The sequence below is a fragment of the Mesorhizobium erdmanii USDA 3471 genome, assembly GCF_000472705.1.
Lineage (GTDB): Bacteria > Pseudomonadota > Alphaproteobacteria > Rhizobiales > Rhizobiaceae > Mesorhizobium > Mesorhizobium erdmanii.
In genome coordinates this window covers 23,174-46,313 of sequence record NZ_AXAE01000038.1, presented here as the reverse complement: position 1 = coordinate 46,313, position 23,140 = coordinate 23,174, and the positions used below count along the sequence as shown (strand labels likewise).

Annotated in this window: 16 protein-coding genes; 7 read left to right on the top strand and 9 right to left on the bottom strand. The window is 63.9% G+C overall.

The genetic code is table 11. The features are described 5' to 3' along the window. Positions 1-176: helix-turn-helix domain-containing protein (locus A3AU_RS1000000138320; protein WP_027055494.1), on the bottom strand; the 176-nt coding region annotated here is incomplete at its 3' end. A gap of 57 nt (positions 177-233) precedes the next feature. Further along, positions 234-719: a hypothetical protein gene (locus tag A3AU_RS0126010; protein ID WP_027055493.1), complete on the bottom strand. Its 486-nt coding sequence runs from the start codon at positions 717-719 to the stop codon at positions 234-236. Between the two features lie 201 nt (positions 720-920). On the opposite strand from A3AU_RS0126010, the gene A3AU_RS0126005 reads away from it, so the two are divergent. Together A3AU_RS0126005 and A3AU_RS0126000 are read left to right on the top strand one after the other, a co-directional pair. Beyond that, positions 921-1,286, top strand: a complete 366-nt coding sequence (locus tag A3AU_RS0126005) for a RidA family protein (RefSeq protein WP_027055492.1) — start codon at positions 921-923, stop codon at positions 1,284-1,286. A 32-nt stretch (positions 1,287-1,318) separates the two neighbouring features. Then, positions 1,319-2,554 (top strand): amidohydrolase/deacetylase family metallohydrolase, encoded by a 1,236-nt coding sequence (locus A3AU_RS0126000; protein WP_027055491.1) that lies wholly within the window; start codon positions 1,319-1,321, stop codon positions 2,552-2,554. A 29-nt stretch (positions 2,555-2,583) separates the two neighbouring features. Here A3AU_RS0126000 and A3AU_RS0125995 read toward each other — a convergent pair whose 3' ends face one another. The 5 genes from A3AU_RS0125995 to A3AU_RS0125975 form a co-directional block, all read right to left on the bottom strand. Continuing rightward, positions 2,584-3,129, bottom strand: coding sequence for a CatB-related O-acetyltransferase (locus tag A3AU_RS0125995; RefSeq protein WP_051355475.1), 546 nt, complete (start codon positions 3,127-3,129; stop codon positions 2,584-2,586). A gap of 143 nt (positions 3,130-3,272) precedes the next feature. Then, complete coding sequence (locus A3AU_RS0125990; RefSeq protein ID WP_027055489.1) at positions 3,273-5,057, bottom strand: NAD(P)/FAD-dependent oxidoreductase; 1,785 nt, start codon at positions 5,055-5,057, stop codon at positions 3,273-3,275. Between the two features lie 64 nt (positions 5,058-5,121). Next, positions 5,122-6,063, bottom strand: coding sequence for a MurR/RpiR family transcriptional regulator (locus A3AU_RS0125985; protein WP_027055488.1), 942 nt, complete (start codon positions 6,061-6,063; stop codon positions 5,122-5,124). Positions 6,064-6,245: 182 nt separating this feature from the next. Continuing rightward, a complete protein-coding gene (locus tag A3AU_RS0125980) occupies positions 6,246-7,490 on the bottom strand; it encodes a M24 family metallopeptidase (RefSeq protein WP_027055487.1) in 1,245 nt (414 codons plus the stop codon). A 202-nt stretch (positions 7,491-7,692) separates the two neighbouring features. Continuing rightward, entirely contained in the window at positions 7,693-8,256 is a 564-nt protein-coding gene (locus tag A3AU_RS0125975) for an invasion associated locus B family protein (RefSeq protein WP_161633533.1), read from the bottom strand. A gap of 315 nt (positions 8,257-8,571) precedes the next feature. On the opposite strand from A3AU_RS0125975, the gene A3AU_RS1000000136975 reads away from it, so the two are divergent. The 5 genes from A3AU_RS1000000136975 to A3AU_RS01000000136130 all read left to right on the top strand — a co-directional run bounded on the left by A3AU_RS1000000136975 (position 8,572) and on the right by A3AU_RS01000000136130 (position 22,088). Next, entirely contained in the window at positions 8,572-19,854 is an 11,283-nt protein-coding gene (locus A3AU_RS1000000136975; RefSeq protein ID WP_051355474.1) for a hypothetical protein, read from the top strand. Positions 19,855-20,005: 151 nt separating this feature from the next. Next, positions 20,006-20,512 carry a phage tail protein gene (locus A3AU_RS0125965; RefSeq protein WP_027055485.1) on the top strand — a complete coding sequence of 169 codons (507 nt, stop codon included), beginning with the start codon at positions 20,006-20,008 and terminating at the stop codon, positions 20,510-20,512. 12 nt (positions 20,513-20,524) lie between these two features. Further along, positions 20,525-21,028 (top strand): phage tail protein, encoded by a 504-nt coding sequence (locus A3AU_RS0125960; RefSeq protein WP_027055484.1) that lies wholly within the window; start codon positions 20,525-20,527, stop codon positions 21,026-21,028. A 9-nt stretch (positions 21,029-21,037) separates the two neighbouring features. Beyond that, a complete protein-coding gene (locus A3AU_RS0125955; RefSeq protein WP_027055483.1) occupies positions 21,038-21,562 on the top strand; it encodes a phage tail protein in 525 nt (174 codons plus the stop codon). Positions 21,563-21,569: 7 nt separating this feature from the next. Next, the gene (locus tag A3AU_RS01000000136130; protein WP_032918161.1) at positions 21,570-22,088 is read left to right on the top strand and encodes a GNAT family N-acetyltransferase; all 519 of its coding nucleotides are present in this window, start codon (positions 21,570-21,572) and stop codon (positions 22,086-22,088) included. On the opposite strand, the gene A3AU_RS01000000136125 is transcribed toward A3AU_RS01000000136130, so the two are convergent. Together A3AU_RS01000000136125 and A3AU_RS0125940 are read right to left on the bottom strand one after the other, a co-directional pair. After that, positions 22,080-22,706 carry a 2OG-Fe(II) oxygenase gene (locus A3AU_RS01000000136125; RefSeq protein ID WP_051355473.1) on the bottom strand — a complete coding sequence of 209 codons (627 nt, stop codon included), beginning with the start codon at positions 22,704-22,706 and terminating at the stop codon, positions 22,080-22,082. The genes A3AU_RS01000000136130 and A3AU_RS01000000136125 overlap by 9 nt on opposite strands. 9 nt (positions 22,707-22,715) lie before the next feature. After that, complete coding sequence (locus A3AU_RS0125940) at positions 22,716-22,991, bottom strand: DUF6916 family protein (protein ID WP_027055482.1); 276 nt, start codon at positions 22,989-22,991, stop codon at positions 22,716-22,718. Positions 22,992-23,140 lie beyond the last annotated feature (149 nt).

Here is a 23,140-nt window from a genome sequence, read left to right as displayed (position 1 = left end):
GGTTCCTTCGGACCAGTCGGCAGATCGGCGACTGAAGTTCGCCTCTTCCACTTGGCGACCGTCTTCTGGTTGATCCCGTAGCGCTTGGCCAGAGCCCTCAGGCTCTCTTGACTATACTGTATCGCTCGACGGACCGCCTCTGTCGTTGTGGCGCTCCCATGCAGAACCTGGCCCATAGCGCATCCTTTGATTCGGAAGATAAGGATGCCCCATCAAAGCCTGGGATCAAACACCTAGGCTCCCAGCGGATAAGGCATGTAGCCGACGAAGCCGGCTATCTTCCAACTGCCGGCGACCTTCCTGCAGAAATACAGAGTCTGCCATTTCAGCCGGTCGACGCTGCCATCGGCCTTGGCGATGGAGCCGTCGAACTTCTTGTGCAGCACGGCGCGATCGCCGTCGACATCGATGTCGCGCAGGTTGGTGACGCGAAAAATCGCCTCGCGCAGCGGTTCGGTGAATTTGGTCGCCGCCGTTTCCCTGGCCTGGCGCAGCCACTCGTCGCGATAGATTTCCAGCCTGGGAAATTGCAGCCGCCATGCATCGGCATTGGCGAGAAAATGCGCATGCATGCCAAAGAAGCTCTCGGCGATGAAATCGTCCTCGACCATGGACCAGTCCTGGCCAATGAAGGCGTCGATGTCGCGCCGCACCAGCATCTCCCAAAGCGCGTGGCGGTCGGCGTCGCCCGAAGGGAACGGGTTCTTGTCGAAGGTCATTCTCGGTTTCTCCGGTCTCGCACAGGCATCGGTTCGCGGCGGCTTGAAAGCCGTCCGTCAGGCGCGCACGATGCAAGGGCTCTTGTAATAAAGCAACACGGATTTCGAAGAATGTTGCTTTCCAACAACGGCCCTATCGGGACAACCCTTATCGCGGTAAATCTGCGCCGAAACTCCGTCACGATCAAAGGAGGCAATTCCTTGCCCAAGCAGACTTTTGGAACGTCTCATGTGCCGCTGTCGCCCGCCGTGCGGGCCGGCGACTTCGTCTATATATCGGGCCAGGTTCCGGTCGGCAGCGACGGCATCGTGGTCAAGGGTGGCATCACCGAACAGACCGAGCAGGTGCTTGCCAATGTGAGAGCGGCGCTGGCGTTGGCCGGCTGTACGCTGGACGACGTGGTGAAGACCACGGTGTGGCTCGAAGATGCGCGCGATTTCGGCGCCTTCAATGCCGTCTATGGCCGGCATTTTCCGCAGAATCCGCCGGCCCGCACCACCGTCGAATCGCGGCTGATGATCGACATCAAGATCGAGGTCGAGGCGGTCGCCTACCGGCCGGTCTGAGACGACAAGGCAACGAAGCGGAGGTTTCCCCCATGCAATTCGACCTCCTGCTGAAGGGCGGACGGCTGATCGACCCGGCGTCCGGCATCGATGCGCCGCGCGATGTCGCCATTGCCAATGGCCGCGTCGCGGCCGTCGACGCCGCTATCCCGCCGGATCGCGCCAGCCAGGTGGTCGACGCGACGGGCTGCATCGTCGCGCCCGGCCTGGTCGATCTGCACAGCCACGTCTACTGGGGCGGCACCTCGCTCGGCGTCGACGCCGACCGGCTGGCGGCCAAGAGCGGCACCACCACCTTCATCGATGCGGGCAGCGCCGGCGCCGGCAATTTCCTCGGCTTCCGCCGCCATGTCATGGAGCGCTCGAAGGTGCGCATCCTGGCCTATGTCAACATTTCCTTTGCCGGCATTTTCGGCTTTTCGCAGACGGTCTCGGTCGGCGAATGCAGCGATCTCAGACTCTGCGAACCGCGCGAGGTGGTGGCGGCGGCGCGCGAGCACGCCGACGTCGTGGTCGGCGTGAAAGTCCGCTCCGGCAAGCATGCCGGCGGCACCAGCGGCATCGCGCCGGTGGATCTGGCGCTCGAAGCCGCCGACAAGGCCGGCCTGCCGCTGATGGCGCATATTGACGAGCCGCCGCCCGGCCGCTCGGAAGTGCTGCCGCGCCTGCGCCGGGGCGACATCCTCACCCATTGCTTCCGGCCGTTCCCCAATGCGCCGGTCTTCGCCTCGGGCGCGGTGCGGCCCGACATGCGGCTGGCGCGCGAGCGCGGCGTGATCTTCGATCTCGGCCACGGCATGGGTTCGTTCGATTTCGAGGTCGCCCGCGCCATGCTCGCCGAGGGGCTGGCGCCCGATGTCATCTCGAGCGACGTGCACCTTTACTGCGTCGACGGGCCGGCCTTCGACATACTGGTCTGCATGTCGAAGCTGATGGCGCTCGGCATGCCGCTGGTCGAGGTGCTGCGCGCCGCGACGCAAGGACCGGCGCGGGCGATCGCAAGGCCGGACCTCGGCACGCTGGCGGTCGGCACCGTCGGCGACGTCACTGTCCTTCGCCAACGATCGGGCCGCTTCACCTTCGTCGACGCGGTCGGCGCCGCGCTGGTAGCCGATCAGCGGCTGGTGTCGGAAGGCATCGTCATCGGCGGCACCTGGTGGCCGAACGAGGCGGTGAACGATGTCAGCGAAACCGAGCGTTTCGAGCGGCGTTCCGACCACACGCATGTCGAGGTTGCCGCCCGGCATTTCGGGCATCGGCACGAGTGAGGTCGTGCGCGGCGCGGAGCGCCGGGAGGTTACGCCGCCCCCACCACGCTCAGGAAACGCTCGATACCTGTCGCTGTCAGAAGCTCGATGCGTTCACGGATGAGGTCGTCGCTCCAGTTCCACCACTCCAGCGACTGCAGGCGTTGGATGACATCGGGCGCGAACCGGTACCGGATGGTGCGAGCCGGATTGCCAACCGCGATTGCGTAGGGCGGAATGTCCCGGGTGACGATGCTGCCAGCGCCAAGGACCGCTCCATTGCCGATCGTGACACCGCTCAGGACGATACAGCGAGCACCAATCCAGACGTCATGGCCGACTGTGATCGGTCCCTTGCCGGCGGTTCCATTTCCGTTGCGGATCTTGCCGTTCACAAACGCGATCGGAAAGGTGGTCGCGGTGTCGATGCGGTGCTCGGCCGCGCAGATAAAGAGAACATCCGGGCCAATCGAACAGAAGGATCCTATGCGCACCGGCACGTTTTCGCGCGGAACGAAGAACGATTTCTTGCTAAGACCATAGGTATGGCGACCGATCTCGACGCCGGGCAGCGGCGGCAGCGGATCCTTCTTCAAGCCCAGCTTTATGCGAAGCCCTCTCAGCAGTCCCACCGGCTTCCTCCCCGAATTGCCAGGCAATACTGGGGCGACTACTCACCCTATCTGAAAAGTTCGCAAGCAGTTTCGAGTACCGGCCCACCGCTATTTGCGTCACCCGGTCAGGAGTTGCTCGGCTTCCCGTAGACCGGCGTCGCGATCCCCTCCATTCGCGCCTTGATCTGCAGTGCGACATATTTCGAATAGAACCGCGATAGCGCGAGATTGCCGCCGTGGAACCACAACGCTTCCTGCGCCGTCGGTTTCCACATGTTGCGCAATTCGCCCTGCCAAGGGCCGGGGTCGCCCTTGACGCCGGAGCCGAGGCCCCAGCACGGACCGACCTTGTCGGCGACCTCGCGCGAGACGAGCGCGGCGACATTCTCGTTCATCGACTGGTAGCCGGTGCAGGCGATGATGGCGTCGGCCTCGAGCTCGCTGCCATCCTCGAACAGGATGCCATTTTTCGTCAGCGACTTGATGGCGGCGCCGCTGCGGATGCCGATCTTGCCGTCGATGATCAGATCCGAGGCACCGACGTCGATGTAATAGCCGGAGCCGGTGCGGTAGGCCTTCATCAGCAGGCCGGTCTCGTCGTCGCCGAAATCGATGGCGAAGCCGGAGGCGCGCAGGCGATCATAGAAGCCGGCGTCGCGCGCCTTGATCACCTCGTAGAGCGCGCGCTGGCCCTTGGGCACCAGGGCGAACGGCGTCGAGGCGACGATCATGTCGGCCTTCTCGGTGGTGATGCCGCGCGCCAGCGCGCTCTCCGAGAAGATCTCGAAGCCGACCTCCATCAGCGTGTCCGACTTGACCACGGTGGTCGGCGAACGCTGGATCATGGTGACCTCGGCGCCGCTTTCCCAGAGATCGACGCAGACGTCGTGCCCCGAGCTTGCCGCGCCGATGACGGCTACCTTCCTGCCGCGGAATTTTTCGCCGCTGGCATATTGGCTCGAATGCAGCAGCTCGCCCTTGAACTGCTCCGCGCCGGCCAGGTCGATCTTTCGCGGCGGGCCGTAGGCGCCGGTGGCGAAGACGATGTGTTTCGGCTTCAGCGTGACCTGCCGGCCGACGCGGTCGACCACCACGGTCCACTCCTTCTGCGTCTCGTCATAGGACGCGCTGAGGCATTTGGTGGCGACCCAGTAGGTGAGCTCCATGACGCGCGTATACATTTCCAGCCAGTCGCCCATCTTGTCCTTGGGCGTGAAGACGGGCCAGTTCTCCGGAAAGGGAATGTAGGGCAGATGGTCGTACCAGACCGGGTCGTGCAGCACGAGCGTGCGGTAGCGGTTGCGCCAGGAATCGCCCGGCCTTGCATTCTTCTCGATGACGATGGTGGGCACGCCGAGCTGCCGCAGCCGCGCGCCCAGCATGATGCCGCCCTGGCCGCCGCCGATGACCAGGCAATAGGGTTGCTCGGAGGCGCCGAGCTCGCGCGTCTCGCGCGCCCGTGCCTCCGACCACGTCTCGCGTTCGGGGTCGGCCTTGTGGCGCACGCCGAGCGGCCGATGCGAGCCTTTGCGCTCCTCAAATCCCCTGAGGTCGGTCATCGCCGTGAACAAGGTACAGCAACGGCCGTCGCGCAGCCGCAGTATGCCTTGGCCTGAGGCCACTGCCGTCTCGAATGTGAACCAGGCCTCGATCGTGCCTTCGTCCGAGGTCGCTTCGCCGGTGATCTGCCATGCGGTGGGCTTTGTCGCCGCCAGCGTTGCCTCGAGCATGGCGGCGATGGCCTCGCGGCCTTCCATGGTGGTGACGTTCCAGGTGAAGGTCAGGAGATCGCGCCAGTAGCAGTCGTCGACGAACAAATTGGCCGCACCGGCTACGTCGCCGGCTGCAAGCGCCTGCGCCAGGGATTCGAGCCATGCGGCGGCCTGTTTCGTCGGTGCCATCTCGAGCATTTTGTCCCTCTTGCTGCATGCGGATCTTCAATTGTTGAACTCGGCGCCGCCCCTCATCCGCCTGCTAATCCCCGAGCGGCTCCATCTCCTTGCCGGTGCGGTGGATCTGGGCGTTGTATTTGATGCGGCGGACCGTTTCGCGGGCGGAGCCGTCGAGCTTGTAGGCCGAGGCCACCGCCAACAGGTCGATCGCCGCCAGGAAGGCATAGCGCGACGCCGTCGGCTTCAGCGTGTCGGGATATTCGGGCACCGCCACCGTCAGCCTGACATCGCAGGCACGCGCCAGATCGGTGTCGGGCGCGGTCACCGCAATGGCGTTGGCGCGATAGTGCTTGGCGAGTTCGACCGCCTCGATCACCTCGCGCGTGCGCCCGGTCGCCGAAATGGCGATGACCAGGTCGCCGGGTTTCAGCGTCGAGGCCGTCATGCGCATCAGATAGGGATCGCACTGGGCGCTTACGGTGATGCCGTAGCGAAACAGCCGGTACTGCGTCTCCTGCGCCAGCGCCGAGGAACTGCCGCCGAGGCCGAAGACGGTGACCTGGCGCGCCTTGGCGATCAGTTCGGCGGCCTTGTGCAGCTCACCGGGATCGAGCTGCCGTTCGGCCTCCTGCAGCGCCCGGCGCGCCTCGCCGAACACGGCGTTCCAGAACGGCATGCCGGTATCGCTGTCCCTGCTAGGCGAGGTGTCCAGATAGAGCGCGCCGACGACGAGGCTCTGCGCCAGCTTCAGTTTGAAATCGCGCACGCCCTCGCAGCCGATGGCACGGCAGAAGCGGGTCACCGTCGGTTCGCTCACCCCGGCGCGCTCGGCAATCGCCGCATTGGAGGCATCGACAGCGTATCTGACATCGTCGAGCACGACATCGGCGACCCGGCGTTCGGCCGGTCGCAATTCCGCGTAGGAATCCTTGACCAGCGAGATGATGTCGGGGATGCGCCTGAGGTCGCGTCCGTCCGGCTCCCCATTCGAGGCGCTGCCTTGCCTGCTGTCAGCTTCGGTCATGAAGTCGGTCTTCCCTCGCCGATCAAATCGGTCTTCCCCTGCCCTTTTCGACCCCACCTCGTAGCATGTTTGCACGCTGTCGTTCCATGCGTCCGGCGACCGTGCAACCGCTGCGTGCCGCAACGGTATGTCCGTGTCCCGTCGCCAGAGCATGTAGGAACGGGCGGGGATCAGGCCCCCGCCTACCCAATCGCCTCCAGCCGTCTCGGCAGCCGGTTCATCGGCTTCGGTCCATCGGCCGCGATCAGGAACTGGTCCTCGAGATTGAAGCTGGCGAGGCCATCGATGTAGAGCGGAATTTCGAAGGCCAGCACCATGCCGGCCTCGATCACGATATCGCTGTCTTCGGCGATAAACGGCCATTGCTCGGAAAACACCGATTGCCCGACGCCGTGGCCGAAATGCCCACGGCGGTAAGAGCCCAGGCCTTGCTGGGCCAGGCTCTCGGTGGCGACGCGGTGGACTTGGGCGAGCGTGTTTCCGGGTATCAGTGCCGCCAGCCCGTCCTCGAAAGCGCGCTCGGCGATCGCGTGCAGTTCTGCCTGGTCGGCGGAAGGCGGCCCGAAGGTGAAATTGCGCGACATGTCGGAAGCGTAGCCGCCGACCGTGCACACCATGTCGCATTTCAAGGGATCGCCGGCCACGGCCCTGGCGTCGGCGCCCTTGGCTCGGGCGCCGAGCGTCACATATTCCGCCGTCACCACCGGATGCGACAGCCCGGCCGCCGCGTCGGCGACGCCTTTGCGGTAGAGCGCGACGAGATCGGCCTGGCGCATGCCGGCCATGGCATCCACCTGCAGGCGCTCCAGCCCGGCTTCCGACAGAAAAATGCCTTGCTGCAGCAAATCGATCTCGCGCTGCGATTTGACGGCCCGCAGCCTGTCCAGGACCGGTGAGCCGTCCACCATGGAACAGCGCGGCATCAGCGCCTGGATGGCGGAGAAGTCGGCGGCGGGAACAAAATCGAGGTCGATGCCGAGTGTCGCGCGCGCCAGGCCGAAATCGTCCAGCAAGGCCTGCAACTGGCGCACCGAGCCGGCGAGATCGAAGGTCGCGGGCCGCGAGAAATCCGGTGTGCGGCCAAGCGAGGCGAGGCCGGCCTCGATGCGCCCGGCCAGGGGCAGGCCCTGGGCTCCCGGGTCGAGCGGCGCGGATTCGATCCAGATGGGATGCGAACGCACGACCGCGTCAGGCATGGCGAGCCGCGTCTGCGCCGCGTTGAAATCGGCGACGACAATGCCGATCGGCAAATCCTGCCGGGCCGGGATGACGACGACGCCGCCGCCGGCACGCCGAAACAGGCCCGCCGGCCCCATCCACGCACCGGTCGCATAGTGGAAGGCCTCGGGTGCGCAAAGCACCAGCGCCCCGATGCCGGCGCGTTCCATCAGTTGCGCGGCGCGCTGGCGGTCGACAAAGCCCGTCATGGGTTTCTCCGGATGTCCGAAGCGGCAACGGAGCATTGCGGCCGCGGACAATCAAGTGCGTTGCTTGCCGATGACGGTCTGCGGGCACCTTGCATCGTCGACATTCGAGATTGCCGAGACCGCTCGAAGTTATGGGTGGCGCCCATCAATCTCAGGGCCACTAGATCCATGGGCGCAGCCAGCCCATCCAAACGCGCGGCGACTACTTGATCGTCTCCAGCTTGGCGATCGCCGCAGTGAAGCCGGCGAGCGACACCGGGATGGTGACCGGCTTGCGGGTGACCGATTCCATGCCGATGTTCAGATTGGTTCCTGACTTCATCGCCTTGACCAGTTCCGGCGACAGCGGGGTGGCGGCATAGGCGCCGTTCTGGTCGCTGGTCTGGATGGCGATGGTGGTCTTCTGGCCCTGGTCGATCTGATAGCTGACGCCCGACGGCAGGAACAGGCCGTGCGGCAAAGCCAGCAACATGGCCAGGCTGCCATTGCCGTTGTCGCGGCGCACGGTGACGGTGAGCACGCGCTGCCCGGTCTTGGCTTCGGTCAGGTTTTGCGACACCTGGCACTGAAGCTCGGAATTGGCCGAGCCGCTTGAACAGTTCACCGCCCAGGGATTGGCGTCTGCCGCCGGTTTGGCCTCCTTGGCTGGCGCCGGTTTGGCCGCGTCCTCGGCGCGTGCCGGGCCGACCGAGGCCGATAGCAGCCACAAGGCGGCCGCAGCCGCGACCAGATCTAGAAGATTAGCTTTCGCTAAAGTGGTTGTCATGTTCTTCACACCCCGCAGTTTTCCTTGGACCAACAGGTATTCCCCTGGAAAAGGCCTGATACAACAATGGGGACTGCTCCGAAAGTGCGCTTGCAGACCAAGCAAGCCGGCAAATTTACTGTGGCAGCAAGGCCACAGGACAGAACTTTGAGGACCAACAACAACGCACGGAACTTTCCGGACTCGCTATACAATAGAATTCGCGTAGAACTTAACACGCGGGACGTGCAGTCCCATAAGGACTCGCCTGGGATGGAAACTACCGAGAGCTCTCGGCAAGTTGGTGAGATGGCGGCGCGTGGGGAGGGGTTCCACATGCGCGCCGTCTATCGGCGTTCGCGAATCGCAAAACAACTCTGGAAGACGACTGCGCTGACCACGCTGGCGCTTGGCCTTTCGGGCGTGGCCGCCTATGGCGACGACGCCGGGCTCTGGCAGCCGCAGATCCGCGCCATCGTCGGCGCCGACAACAATGGCGGCAACGCCGCGCTCGAAGGCTTCATCCCGATCAAGCAGAGCGCTGAATCGGTACTGTTCCTGGATGTGCGGGCCAAGCACGACTTCAAGGACGCTTCCGGCCAGGACATCGGCCTTGGCATTCGCCGCATCGTCAATCCCGACCTGATGCTCGGCGGCTACGCCTATATCAACCTCGAGAACTACAACAGCACCCAGTTCACCGCGGCCACGCTGGGCGTCGAGGCGATCACGCCGAACTTCGACGCGCATGTGAACGTCTTCGTGCCGATCAAGGGCGACAGCACCGATCATTCGGTCTCTTCGAGCCTGTCGATGGTGTCGAACCAGCTGATCGAGCAGATATCGGTGCTCGACCACCGCGACTACGCGGCCTGGGGCATCGAGGGCGAGGTCGGCGCCCAGGTGCCGATCAACCTGCCCGACAAGCACTCGCTGCGGCTCGACATTGGCGGCTACCATTTCGAGGACCCGCATGGCGACGACGGCAGCGTCACCGGTGCCAAGGCCGGGTTCGAATATACGATCGGCGACGTCTTCGGCAGCGGCACCGAACTGGTCTTCGCCGGCGAGGTCCGCAACGACAATCGCGACGACACCCAGTTCGCCGGCAGTGTGCGGCTGAACATCCCGTTCAATCCCGGCCACAGCTCGGACACGACCGCGGCCATCGGGACGGAACCGGTCTATCCGGTGAGCGAAGGCCTGCGCAAGCGCGTCAACGAACGCGTGCGCGGCGATATCGGCGTCAGGGTCCAGTCGCAGGACAAGATCGGCGGCTCGACGACACGTGTCGCCATCAACGCCGCCACCAATGCGGCGTTCGGCAAATTCTACTTCGCCGATGGCGGCCTTGCCGGCGCCGGCACGCAGGCCGACCCGACAACGCTGGACGACGCCGTTACCAAGGCCGGCAATGGCGGTTTCGTGGTGGCGCTTGGCGGCAACGGCAATCTGACGACGGCCGGAACAACGCTTGCCACCGGCCAGACGTTGATCGGCGGCGGCGAGAGCGTCACGGCGAAACTGTTCGGCGGCGGCACCGCGACCTTCAACCTCGGCGGCAGCGACGGCACGATCCAGGGCACGAATGTCGCCAACAACGTCATCACGCTGGGCAACGGCAACACGCTCAACGGCATCACCATCACCGGCGGCGCAGACGGCATCTTCGGCAACAATGTCACGGGCACGACGCTCACCAATGTCACGGTGACGGGCGCCGGCGGCAATGGCGCCGAGTTCACCGGCAATTCGACCAACGTCAAGGCATCCGGTTTCACCGCCACCGGCAACGGCCTCGACGGCCTGCATATAGAAGACAACGGCACCTACAATTTCACAGGCACGACATTGCTGTCGGGCAATCTCGACGATGGCCTGGATATCACCGGCCAGGGCACCTACAGCTTCGCCACCGTCAATGCGCTGAACAATACCGATCGCGGCATCACCGTGCAGGGCACGTCGAGCGGCGGCAGCTTCACCACCACCGGCGGCACCGTGTCGGGCAATGGCGGCGTCGGCGTCTTCATCGACCCGATCACCGCGCATGTGGTGCTGGATTCGATCACGCAGACCGGAGGCACATCCGGTGTGGTGCTCGACCAAGTCTCGGGCAGCTTCACCGTCAACGGCGCGACGACGATTTCCAACACGACGGGACCGGCGATCGCCATTTCCAATTCGCCGGCGACGATCCGCTTCGGCGACATCGCCATCACCAATCCCGGCGCCGACGGTATGTCGTTCAGCGGCGTCAACGCGGCTGTGGTGGCCGGCAATATCGTCATCTCCGGACTTGGCCTTGGCCAAACCGGTCTCGACTTCTCCGGCAGCCAGACGACATTCACCGCGCTGTCGGCCAACATCAGCGGTGCCGGCGCCGGCTCGATCGGCATCGACCTCGCCGACACCACCGGCGACGCCGCGATCACCATCACCAATGGCGGTTCGATTTCCGGCGTCGACACCGGCGTGCGGCTCGGCATTTCGGGGTCGCCGACACATTCGGCCAATGCCGAGTTCACCTTCGGCGGCGGTTCGATCGCGGGCGTTACCGCCTCGCTCGACGCGCGCGGGCTCAACCAGACGCTCGGCCACTATGCATTCGGCTCGACCACCTTCAGCGGCCCGCAGCTGTTCGACGTTCAGAATGTAATCTTCGTCGGCGCCTCGGCTTCGGGTACCGGCGACGGCTCATCGCTCGGCAACCTCGCGACGATAGGCACGGCCGACGGCATCAGCGCCAGCAACGCGATCTTCGTGCTGGTCAACAACGCCGGCAACACGCCGATCGACGCCAGCGGCGGCTTCTCGCTCAGCGACGGCCAGACGCTGGCCTCGTTCGGCAATGGCCGCTCGTTCTCCCTCGGCGGCGTGCCGGTCAATGTCACCGGCGCCAATATCGAGCACGACCAGGTCGTCTCGGATCCGGGCGGTGGCGCGGCGACGCTGACCAATTCCGGCGCCGGCGCCGTGGTGACGGCTGCCAACGGCAATTCGCTGCTCGACTTCGACATTTCGGGCGGGTCGGCGGAGGGGATCAATGCGACCGGCATCACCGGCCTGACCATTCAGGGCGTGACGGTCAGCGGTGGCACGATAGGCCTGTTGCTCGACAACGTGGCCGGCACTGTGTCGGTCAAGGACCTCGACATCCAGAACCCGAGCCAGACCGGCATCGCGTTGGTCGGTTCGAGCGCGACCGCCAATTTCACCGGCAACACAACGGTTGCCGGCGCCACCAATGTCGCGCTGTTCGCCAACAACTTCGATGGCACCGCCACCTTCGACGATCTCGATATCACCGGCGGCGGCATAGGCGTCGGCGTCGTTGGCGGCTCGAGCGGGACCTTGACCTTCGGCAGCGGGAGTTCCATCGCCGGCACGACCAGCAACGCTGTCTCGATCACCAACTCGACGCCCAACTTCACCTATAACGGCACCATCAACCAGACCGCTGCCGCCAGCGCGGTGAAGATTTCCAACATGACCGGCGGCAGCGCCACCTTCGGCGGCAAGATCACCGCCAGCACGGGTGCTGCCAATGCCATCGACCTGACCGGCAACACCGGCGGCACGATCAACTTTACCGGCGGGCTCGATCTGACCACGGATGGCGGCTTCGGCTTCAGCGCCATCAATGGCGGCACGCTCAATGTCACCGGCACCAACACCATAGCCACGGGTGCTGGTCCGACCGAGAAGGGTATCCAGCTCGGCGGTGCAGGTGGGCTTACCATCGGCGCCAGCGGCGTCACCTTCGCCAGCGTCACGGTCGATGGGTCCGGCGGCGCGGTGCCGACCGGCATCCTCATCGAGAACACCAGCGGCGGCAACGTCACTTTCGGTGCCGTCAATGTCAGCCGGGTCAATGGCGATGCCATCCGGCTCAGCAACATTGCCAGCGGCACCTATACGTTCAACGGCACGACGACCATCGACACAGTCGGCGGTCCGGGTCCGGGCTTCGTCGTCCAGAACAGCGCCGCGACCGTCAGCGTCAACAACCTCGTCACGACCGGTGTTTCCGGCGCCGATGTCAGCCTGACCAACAACACCGGCACCATCGGCATTGGCGGCACCATCACCAATTCCGGCAGCGGCGATGGCGTCGTCGTTTCCGGCGGCAGCGCGGCAATCACCGTCTCGGCCGCCATTTCCAGCTCGGCGACCGCGGGCTCGGCAGTCAAGGTCGACGGCATCACCGGCGGTTCGGTGGCTTTCTCCGGTAGTGTCACCTCGACCGGCACAGGCAATGTCTTCAACATCGGCTCGACCACGGCGCCGACGGGCGGAACGATCAGCTTCACCGGCTCGGCGCTGACGGCGACCGGCGGCGGCGGCGGGGTGATCGCCGGCCTTGGCGGCAGCGCGATCTTCAATGCAACCGCGCCGGTGTCCATCACCAATGCGACCGGCAATGGGCTTTCGGTATCCAACGTTGCCAGCGGCGCCAGCGCCACCTTCGGCGCGGTCACCGTGTCGGGCGCCACGGGCAATGGCATCGACATCGGCAGCAATGCCGGCTCGGTGACCTTCGGCACGGCCACTGTGACGATGGGCGCGGCTGCCAACACGGCCGGCATCAACTTCAGCGGCACAAACGCCAATGTCAGCTTCGGCACGACCAATGTGACGCTCGGCGCCGGCGCCAACCAGACCGGCATCGACTTCAGCGGCTCGTCGACCGCGGCGGCTTTCGGGCTGACCACCATCACCGGCAATGGCGACCTGACCTCGCGCGGCATCGACCTGTCGTCGACGACTGGCAACAAGACCATCACCTTCCTGCGTGGCTCCAGTATCAGCAATGTCGGCGTCGGCGTCGACCTGTCGTCCGGCGGTACCACGGCGACATCGGCCAACGCCAATTTCACCTTCGGCGACGGCACGTCGGCAGACGGGCTGCAATCGTCCATCAGCGCGGCGGCCGGCGGCTATACGGTCAACACGATCGGCCTCGATCCGACGCTCGGCAACTACAATTTCAACGACGTGTTCTTCACCGGCAGCGCGCATCTGGCGAGTGCAGTCGGCGGCGTCATCATGGTCTCGCAGTCGGGCGGCGTCATCGCTGCCGGCACGGACGGACTCAGCGCCGCGGTGACGACCATTTCGGTCGCCCAGGCCGATGCCTTGCTCGGCACGCAGACCTTCGCCTTCGTCGGCACCGTCGATCTCAGCGGCACGCCGTTCACGCTGGATAGCGGCCAGTCGATCACCGGCTTCGGCAACGGCAACTCCATCCTCACCTCCGGCACCGTCCAGCCGGTCAACGTGCAGGGCAATCTCGGCGCCACCGGCGGTAACGTCACCGGCGACGAGGGCGTGGTCAAGAGCACGGGCAGCGATACGCTCCATCTGCTCGGCAGCAACCAGGTTCGCAACACCGCCTTCGATTTCACCGGCGGCAGCGGCTCTGTCTTCACCGTCGACCAGAGCGCGGGCGGCTTCAACAATGCTGGCGGCATCTTCATCGACGGCGTGACGGTCAGCAATGTCGCCGCCGGCCAGACGGCGATCAAGATCATCGGCGTCGACACCAATGTGTCGATCACCAATAACAACATCAACGTCGCCGGCACGCTGCTCGACGCCAATGGCGGCGCCGGCGACATCACGTTGACGCGCGGCACCTTGCCCAATAGCGGGCCGGCCGGCACGCTGACCGGCGGCGGCATCTCGATCGCCAACCGCACTGGAGGCACGGTCGACTTCACCGACAAGGTGACGGTCAACGGCAACAGCGTTTCGCTGACCAACAATACAGGCGCAACGATCACTTTTGCCGATCTGGACGTTTCCACATCAGGCGCGACGGCCTTCACCGCCACCGGCGGCGGCACGGTCAATGTCACGACAGGGACGATCGCGAACACGAACGGGCAAGCGGTGGCGCTCGAAGGCATCACGGCCGGCATCAACTTCGCGTCGACGAACGCGACATTCAGCGCCGGCACCGGCATAGACCTGCAGAATCTGGCCGGCACGGCCGCATTCGGCACCGGCACGCTGAGCAACACCGGTTCCGGCACGGCGTTCAATGTCGGCTCGGCCACCGCGGCCAGCGCCGGCAACGCTGTCATCAGCTATGGTGGAACGATCGCCAGCAACGGCACGGGCGCCGCCGCGTCCATCCAGGGCATGACCGGCGGCTCGGTCACGCTGTCGGGCAATCTCACCGATGGCAACGCGACCGATGGCGGCAACATCGTCGTTGCCGGCAACGATTCGGCCACGATTACCTTCTCGGGCTCGAGCAAGGTCATCAGTTCGGGCACGACCGATGCCGTCAGCCTGGGTATCCTTGGCAATTTCCCCGCGGGGACGCCGGCCCCCAACACCAACTCCGCGATCAATTTCACTGGCGGCGGTCTCGACATTACGACGACGACAGGCGCCGGCTTCGTCGTTCTCGGAGACTCCGCGACTGGTGCCATCACGGTTACCGGCGCCAGCAACACAATCAAGACAACGACGGGCACCGCGCTCAGCGTTGATGGCGCGACGGTCGGGGCGGGCGGCGTCACCTTCGATTCCGTCTCGGTCAATGGCGCGGCCACCGGCATTGCGCTGAACAATGTCAGCGGCGGCGGGATCGGCCTCGGCGTGGTCGATCTGCAAGGCATCACCGCGCATGGCATCGATATCTCCGGCACGCTCGGCTCCTCCATCAGCGCCACCAGCATCGACATACGGCTCAATGCCACCAACGCGGTCGGCCTCGATCTCAACGGCGCTCTGCTCGGCTCCAGCACCATCACGGCGGGCGATTTCGACGTCGACGGTGGCAGCTTCGCCGGCACGATCGGCATCGACATGGCCGGAACGACCGGCACCGGCACCATCCAGTTCGGCGATACGGTCAACAACAATCCGGCCGGCCAGACCTCGACCATAAAGAATGTCGGCTATGGCGTGCAGTTCTCCAGCGTCACCAATGCCAAGCTGGTGTTCGGCGACGGCGCTGGCCCGGCCGAATCGTCGATCGCGACCACCGGCGGCCAGGTCATCCACGCCACTGATAGTTTGCCGACCAACGGCGACTACAATTTCAACGACGTCAACCTGATCGGCGATACGTCGAATCTTGCCTCGATCAGCGTCTACTATGTAACAGCCGGCGGCACCGGCGACGGCAGCCTCGCCAACCCGGGCAGTTATGCCGGCGCCCAGGCCTCCACCGCCAATGTCGTGGTGCTGATCGACCAGAACGTCAACGGTGCCCAAGAGACCATCGACCTCGGCGGCACGTCGTTCCAGCTCGATGACGGCCAGGTGCTGCTCGCCTTCAAGAGTGGGGATGCGGCGGTCGATGTTTCGCAACTCGGCGTCGATGCCAGCGGCGGCGCCTCGGCGGCATTCCACTTCACCACGATCCAGAACACCTCGATCATCTCGGCGCCGGGCGGCATCGATACACTGCGGCCCGTCCTGCAGAGCAACACCGCCGGCTCGGTGGTCGATCTGGCGACGACCGGCACCGGCACGCTCACCGGTGGCATTGCCAACCTGATCATCCGCAACACAGGCACAGGCACAGGCGTTGCCGTCAACGCGGCGTCCGCCTCAAGCTTCTTCCTCCGCAACAACGACATCGCGGCCGGCGGCAGGGCGCTCGACTTCTCCACGACAGGCGCGCCGGCCAACACGCTGCTGCTGTCGATTGACGCCAACACGCTGCAGTCGACGGGATCGGCGCTCGCCGCGTCCTTTGCCGGCCAGAACATCAGCGCGACCGACAATTCGATCGCGGTCCGCTCCTTCGCCGGCAATACGGTGACCGGCGGCACCGGCGGCGGCATCAACTTCACCAATGTCCGCTTCGACGCCGACGGGGTTGGCGGCACCGTCAGCGCCGGCACGCTCACCGTCGGCAACCCCGGCGCGCGGGTCCAGGGCGACGGCCTCAGCTTCATCAACACCAGCGGCACGCTCGATCTCGGCGCGCTCAACCTCGCCAACAATGGCGGCACCGGCGTGCTGGTCGATACCAAGGGCGCGAACACCACTTTCACGCTGAACAACAGTGGCGGCACGGTCGACACCACCAACGGCGCGGCGTTCAATCTCGATCCGCTGACCGTCGACATGACGTTCGGCACCGTCACCGCCACGGGCGGCGCCAGCGGCATCATCTTCGACGGCGTCGCCGGCACGTTTACCGTCACGGGCACGACCACCATCACCGGTACGTCCGGCGCGGGTGTCAGCGCGATCAACACCAACACCGGCACCTTCAACTTCAACACGCTGACGGTCAACAACGCCGCGACGGCCGGCGGCGGCATCGCCCTGGCCAGCGGCACGCTCAACGTCACCGGCCTCGCCAATATCGATACCACCAGCGGCGCCGGACTTTCGCAGACCGGCGGCACCACCGCCTTCACCGGTGGCCTGACGATCGACACGTCAAGCGGCGACGGCTTCTTCGTCATCACTGGCGGCGCGGTGACCGTGACCGGTGCTGCCAACACCGTGACGACGGCCACCGGCCGTGTCGTCTCGATGCAGACCGCGACCATCGGCGCGGGCGGCGTCACCTTCCAGACGCTGAAATCAACCGGAACCGTAAGCAGCGGCGCGGGCATCCAGCTCTCGAATGTCAGCGGCGGCGTCTTCAACGGCGGCGATGTTTCCATCGCGGGTTCGAGCAACAACGCCATCACCGTCCAGAACGGCACGTCATCGACCGTCAATTTCAACAGCGCCGTTGTCAGCAACGCCACCTTCAACGGCATCGACATCAACACCGGCGTGACCGGCACGGTCACCTTCGGCACGGTGACGATCGACAGCACCGGCGCGTCCGGCGTGCGCCTGCTGAACACGTCGGGGACCGTCAACATCAATGGCGGCTCGATCGGCGCGACCGACGATCCGGCGGGCATCGGCGTCGAAGTTTCAGGCGGGGCAGCGACCTTGAATGTCGCCGCTGCCGTGACCAAAACCAGCGCCGGCAAGATCGTCGACATCTCCGGTGTCACCGGCGGCACGGTCACGCTGTCGGGCAATCTCAGCGCCACCGGCGGCGCCGACAACGGCATCAATGTCCAGAGCAATACCGGCGGCACCTTCAATTTCACCGGCGCCACCAAGACGCTGACTACCGGCGCCAACACGGCGGTCAATCTGGCGACCAACACCGGCGCCGCTATCAACTTCACTGGCGGCGGGCTTGCCATCACAACGACGTCGGGCGCCGGCTTCAGCGCCACCGGCGGCGGCACGGTGAGTGTCGGCACAGGTGCCAATGCCAACACGATCTCGACCGGCACCGGCGTGCCGGTCAACATGAATGGCGTTGCCGTCGCGGCCGGCGGTGTCAATTTCGCCTCCACCAGCAATGGCGCGGGCGGCACCAGCGGCGTCGTGCTCACCAATGTCACCGGCGCGGGAACGGTCAATCTCGGCACAGGCACGTTGGTCGGCGGTAGTGCGGCGGCGATCAGCATCAGCGGTGGCAGCGTCAACCTGACCTATGCCGGCAATGTCAGCCAGGCGACCGCCGCCCAGGCTTTGCTGTCGGTCGTTGGCGGCCACACCGGAACACTGACCTTCAACAGCGGCACCCTGTCGGCCACCAACGGCACCGGGCTGCAATTCGATAACGCCGACGGTACCTATAATTTCAACGGGACGACGACGCTCAACGGCGGCGACGCCGGCGTCGATATCGTCAACGGCTCGGCCGGCAACTTCGGTTTTGGCGCTGGCACCTCGATCACCAATCCGACCGGCGTTGGCTTCAATGTGAACGGCGGCACGGGAAACATCACTTATGCCGGCACCATCTCGAAGTCGAACAATTCGAGCAATATCGTCAGTATCCAGAGCCACACCGGCGGCACGACGGCGTTCAGTGGCACCATTTCGGCAACCGGATCTAGCGGCGGCATAGCGCTTTCGGGCAACACCGGCGCGACGATCAATTTCAGCAACACCTTGACGCTGACGGGCAGCAACACCATTGGCTTCAGCGCTACGGGCGGCGGCACGATCAGCGCCACCGGCACCGGCAGCGTCATCAGCTCCGGCACCGCGACAGCGCTCAATGTCACCAACACATCTATCGGCAGCGGCAATCTGGTCTTCCAGAGCATTTCGACAAATGGCGCGACCAACGGCATCGTGCTCAACAACACCGGTCTCGCCGCCGGCAATGGTGGCCTGACGGTCACCGGCACGGGCACAACGTCAGGCTCCGGCGGCACCATTCAGAACGCGGTGCAGGGCGCGCTGTTCACGTCGACCAAGAATCTGTCGCTGTCGAATATGAACTTCACCAACGCCAACAGCGGCAACGGCACCGTGAACAACATCGACGATCCGACGTTCAACAGTGCCGCTCAGGCGGCCATCAATATGAGTGGCGTTGCGACCGGGACCTTCACGAACCTCAATGTCGTCGGAAATGGCGGCGCCGGTGGCGCGCAAGTCGGCATCAATGGCCAGAACGTCTCGAACCTAACGCTCGCCAACAGCACCGTCACCGGCTTCGGCGACGCGGCCGGTGAAGGCAATGTCAAGCTCTGGAACCTCTCCGGCACCTCGGCGATCACCAATTCCACCTTCGGCTTTGTGCCAGGCGACACAACCGGCGGCGAGAATTTGGTAGAGGTCCGTAACAACACGGGCACGCTGACACTGAACATCAGCGGCAGCACATTCCAGAACACAAGGGATTCGACCAGCGGGTCCGGTGGCTTCGCCATAACCACCATCGGATCCGCGGTGGCGACGGTCAACGTGTCGAACAGCACTTTTACGAATCTCAAAACCTCGGGTGTCGAGGCTTTCGCGCGCGATACGTCAACCCTGAATGTCAACATCACCGACGGCGGCACCGCCGGCAACGGCAACACCTTCACGACGGGCGGGACGACCGAGGCCTTCACGGGGCGGGCCATAGGGCTCAACGCCGAGGATACCGCGCAGCTCAATTTCAACATCAACCGCAACAAGAAAATCTATGGTTTTGGCGGCCCGGTCATCAACATCTATGCCCAGGACAATGCGAGCATCCAGGGCCGCATCAACAACAACGCCGATATCGAAAACAACGCCACAGGGACGAATTTTGCAGGCAGCCCGATCTATATCCATCCGCAGGATAATGCCACCGGCGTGGTAGAGGTGATCGGCAATACGATCATCAACAATGGCCAGGATGCGGCGATTTCGGCGAATGTAGAAGGCGACGGAATATCCAGGTTCAATGCATCACTGGACCTCACCATCCAGAACAACAACATTACCCTTGCAGGCAGGAACCTGAACGCAAATAGCTTCAACAATGCCATCCTGCTTTCCTCTGGGGCGTCAGACAATGACGCAACCATTCTAACTGTAAATCTGCAAAACAATGTTATTGCACCTGCTTCGATCAATGGCACCACCGGAAACGTGGGGCTTGCCATTGAGAATACTGGTGGCGTCAATTCCCACCTTTACATGGAAGGATTCACCACGGATCCGACAACGACCTGGAACAATGCCGGCAATACGCCTGTAGGTTCCGTGATCGAGCTGGACAACATCGCGCCTCTGCCATCCGCGATCCCGGTTGGTCATAATGGCGGCCACACGAAAACGCCCACCAACCCCAATCAGTAGCAATGCAAGGTATAGTTGCAGATTCGTGTAAAACTTCCCGAGAAGGGAAGATCACTATTTCTTGTTAACGAAACAATTTGAAAATTGCTGGACAGTTCCCTTGGGGAAGGATACTTCTTGTCCTACGCAAATTGATTTTGGAGGGGCGCAGATGGCCGAGCCTTTTCTCTCGGAAATCCGAATTATGTCTTTCGGCTTCCCGCCGAAGGGGTGGGCGCTTTGCGATGGGCAGCTCTTGCCCATTAACCAGAATCAGGCGCTGTTTTCGCTGCTCGGCACCACGTATGGTGGCGACGGGCGTGTGAACTTCGCTCTCCCGGACATGCGCGGTCGTACGCCCAACCATACAGGAGGCATGGGCCATGTCCTCGGTGAGCGCGGTGGCGAACAGGCGCATACGCTTACTATCGCCGAGATGCCGTCCCACACGCATCAGGCGAACGCCTCCAGCAATGCGGGATCGGACCTGATACCGGCCGGCGATCTCCTGGGCGGTTCCGCGCCCAATTTGCTCTATGGCCCGACGCAGAATCTTACCAATATGCGGCCGGATACCGTGAGCAATGTCGGCGGCAGCCAGGCGCATCTCAACATGCAGCCATTCCTGACATTGAGCTTCTGCATCGCCTTGCAGGGCATCTTCCCATCGCAGAATTGACGGAGACGCGCCATGGCACAGCCCTATGTTGGTGAGATCCGCATGTTTGCCGGCAATTTCCCGCCGGCGGGATGGATGTTCTGCGATGGGCAGCTTCTGCCCATTTCCGAAAATGAAACGCTATTCAATCTGATTGGTACAACCTATGGCGGCGATGGTCAGGAGACTTTCGCGCTGCCGGATCTGCGTGGCCGCCTTCCAATTCATCAGGGCAATGGCTTTACCCTGGCGGAAACCGGCGGCGTCGAGGAAGTCACTTTGAACGTGAACCAGATGCCAATGCACAGCCACCTTTTCATGGCGTCGAACGATACCGCGAATTCGCCGAATCCGGGCAACAGCGTTATAGGCAGGTCGCCTCAGGTCAAAGTGTTCATCAACGCGGTTCCTTCGATCCCGATGGCCCCGCAATTCATCAACGGCGTCGGTGGAAATCAGCCGCACACCAATTTCCAACCTTATCTGTGCGTGGACTTCATCATCTCGCTATTCGGTATTTTCCCGTCACAGACTTAAGAGGACGTCATGGCTGATCCGTTCGTCGCCGAAATCCGGATTTTCCCCTTCAATTTCGCGCCCAAGGGCTGGGCGTTTTGCGACGGGCAACTCCTGCCGCTCTCGCAGAACACCGCTCTTTTTTCGTTGCTTGGCACCACCTACGGCGGTGATGGCAAGTCGAATTTTGCCCTGCCCAACATGCAGGGCAACGCGCCCATGCACCCCGGCCAAGGCCCTGGCCTTTCGCTGCACGATCTCGGCGAAACCGGCGGTTCCGAGACCGTCACCCTGCTGCAGAGCGAAATGCCGTTGCATCCACATACCGTGGAGAGCGTGCCCGGCAATTTCTCCGCCAACTCGAACGTTCCCGCAAACACCGCATTCGGGAAGTCGGCGCAAGGAAATGCCTACACGCCCGCGGCCAACATGGTGGCATTGTCGGGGCAAACCCTTGCTCCGGCCGGCGGCAACCAGCCGCACAACAACATGATGCCCTATATCACCTTGAATTTTTGCATCGCGATGCAGGGTGTCTTCCCGCCGCGTCCTTGATTTGTCGATGACCGATTTTCCCCGGGCGGCCGGCTGGATGCGCGCTGCTGGTGCCGGGCTCGCATTCCGCATGGCCACGGACGCAGATCTGCCCTTCTTGTCCGCGGTTTACGCCTCGGCTCGTGCTGAGGAGCTGGCCGCGACATCCTGGAGCGCCGGGCAGAAGACGGCGTTCCTCGACATGCAATTCCAGGCGCAGCACGCGCATTACCAGAAGTACTATCCCAATGCCGATTGGCTGGTGATGACGCATGAAGGCAGCGACATCGGCCGTCTCTATATCGAGCGCTGGCCGCGCGAGCACCGGATCATCGATATCACCTTCCTGCCGGCGTTTCGTCGCAAGGGGCTGGGCTCAGTGCTGCTCAGCGACCTGATCGACGAAGCAGACGCTGTTGGCAAGGGTGTCTCGATCCATGTCGAAAAGCACAACCCGGCCATGCGTCTCTATCTGCGGCTGGGCTTCACCGTCGCCGAGGACAAGGGCGTCTATGATCTGATGCTGCGGGCCGCATCCTCATTGTGATGCAAATTGCGAAGCTGCGTCACCTTCCCCTGAAACTGGTCCCGCGCCGCGATACCAGGAGACGATGGTGAACCGTTCGCCGCGCGTGACCGGGGTGACTTCGTGGGTGGTTTCCGACCGGAAGGCGACGAGCGAGCCCGGCAATGCGGGTAAGGCGATGCGCAGATCCGGGCCAGTGTAGGGCCCGTGCAGGACCAGCGAGCCGCCGGCGTAGTTTTGCGGCGAAGGATCGTCCGATTGGGCGTTGAGGAAGATAACCGCCGAGATTTTGCGGAAGCGCGACTCGTCGTGAATGAGCGGCGTGTTGCCGTCCTGATGCGGCACGAAGAAATCGCCCTCCCGGTAGTGCAGGAACTGCGATTTCTCGAACGCACCCAGCGCGACGCCAAAATGCCGTTCCAGATCAGGTTTTTGCCGCGCCAGCAGACGCTCGATCAGCGCCTCGGTCGCAGGCGAAACCTCCGCGCGCCTGGTCCGGCGCACCTGCGGCCACGCGGGCTTCTGGCCGGAGCGGCCGAGCAGCCCTGCGTCATGGCCGGCAGCGCCGCGAATTTCGCCGCACAGCGCGTCGCACGCCGCTTTGTCCAGCGCTTCCGGGATGACGAGATGGTCGACCATGGCCTAGGCTCAGTTGAACACGGCCTCGTAATGATAGCCTGTCGCATCAACCGAAACCGGCACGATAAAAATGTCATCGGCGATCGTGTCGCCGGCGAAATGATAGATGGCCTGCGGCAGCCTTATGTCGCGTGGTCCGTTGAAGAGCAGCGTGAAGCCACCGCCATCGCGAGGGCTGGCCTCGATGCGGCGAACCTGGGTCAGCTCGAGGGAGAGTTGCCTTCCACCAGCCGAAATGGTGAAAACCGACCCCGCCGCCTGCTCGAATTCCGCTACCGAAACCATGCTGTCCGCCTCGATCTCTTTACAAAGGCGGCACTGTCGCCGCTTCGCGGCAAGCTGTCCATAGGCCGGCGGCGTGCCTGGGTGGTGCGTGAGGCAATTCGCCGTGGCAAACCGCAAAATACAGCAGCGCACTGTCCTTTTATGCGTGC

Excerpts from the sequence above, each read along its gene's own strand:
- A3AU_RS0125955 (WP_027055483.1), top strand. The coding sequence starts at position 21,038 with ATGGCTGATCCGTTCGTCGCCGAAATCCGGATTTTCCCCTTCAATTTC.
- A3AU_RS0125985 (WP_027055488.1), bottom strand. The coding sequence starts at position 6,063 with ATGACCGAAGCTGACAGCAGGCAAGGCAGCGCCTCGAATGGGGAGCCG.
- A3AU_RS0125960 (WP_027055484.1), top strand. The coding sequence starts at position 20,525 with ATGGCACAGCCCTATGTTGGTGAGATCCGCATGTTTGCCGGCAATTTC.
- A3AU_RS1000000136975 (WP_051355474.1), top strand. The coding sequence starts at position 8,572 with ATGCGCGCCGTCTATCGGCGTTCGCGAATCGCAAAACAACTCTGGAAG.
- A3AU_RS0125980 (WP_027055487.1), bottom strand. The coding sequence starts at position 7,490 with ATGACGGGCTTTGTCGACCGCCAGCGCGCCGCGCAACTGATGGAACGC.
- A3AU_RS0125940 (WP_027055482.1), bottom strand. The coding sequence starts at position 22,991 with ATGGTTTCGGTAGCGGAATTCGAGCAGGCGGCGGGGTCGGTTTTCACC.
- A3AU_RS01000000136130 (WP_032918161.1), top strand. The coding sequence starts at position 21,570 with ATGACCGATTTTCCCCGGGCGGCCGGCTGGATGCGCGCTGCTGGTGCC.
- A3AU_RS0126010 (WP_027055493.1), bottom strand. The coding sequence starts at position 719 with ATGACCTTCGACAAGAACCCGTTCCCTTCGGGCGACGCCGACCGCCAC.
- A3AU_RS0125965 (WP_027055485.1), top strand. The coding sequence starts at position 20,006 with ATGGCCGAGCCTTTTCTCTCGGAAATCCGAATTATGTCTTTCGGCTTC.
- A3AU_RS0126000 (WP_027055491.1), top strand. The coding sequence starts at position 1,319 with ATGCAATTCGACCTCCTGCTGAAGGGCGGACGGCTGATCGACCCGGCG.
- A3AU_RS0125975 (WP_161633533.1), bottom strand. The coding sequence starts at position 8,256 with ATGACAACCACTTTAGCGAAAGCTAATCTTCTAGATCTGGTCGCGGCT.
- A3AU_RS01000000136125 (WP_051355473.1), bottom strand. The coding sequence starts at position 22,706 with ATGGTCGACCATCTCGTCATCCCGGAAGCGCTGGACAAAGCGGCGTGC.
- A3AU_RS0125990 (WP_027055489.1), bottom strand. The coding sequence starts at position 5,057 with ATGCTCGAGATGGCACCGACGAAACAGGCCGCCGCATGGCTCGAATCC.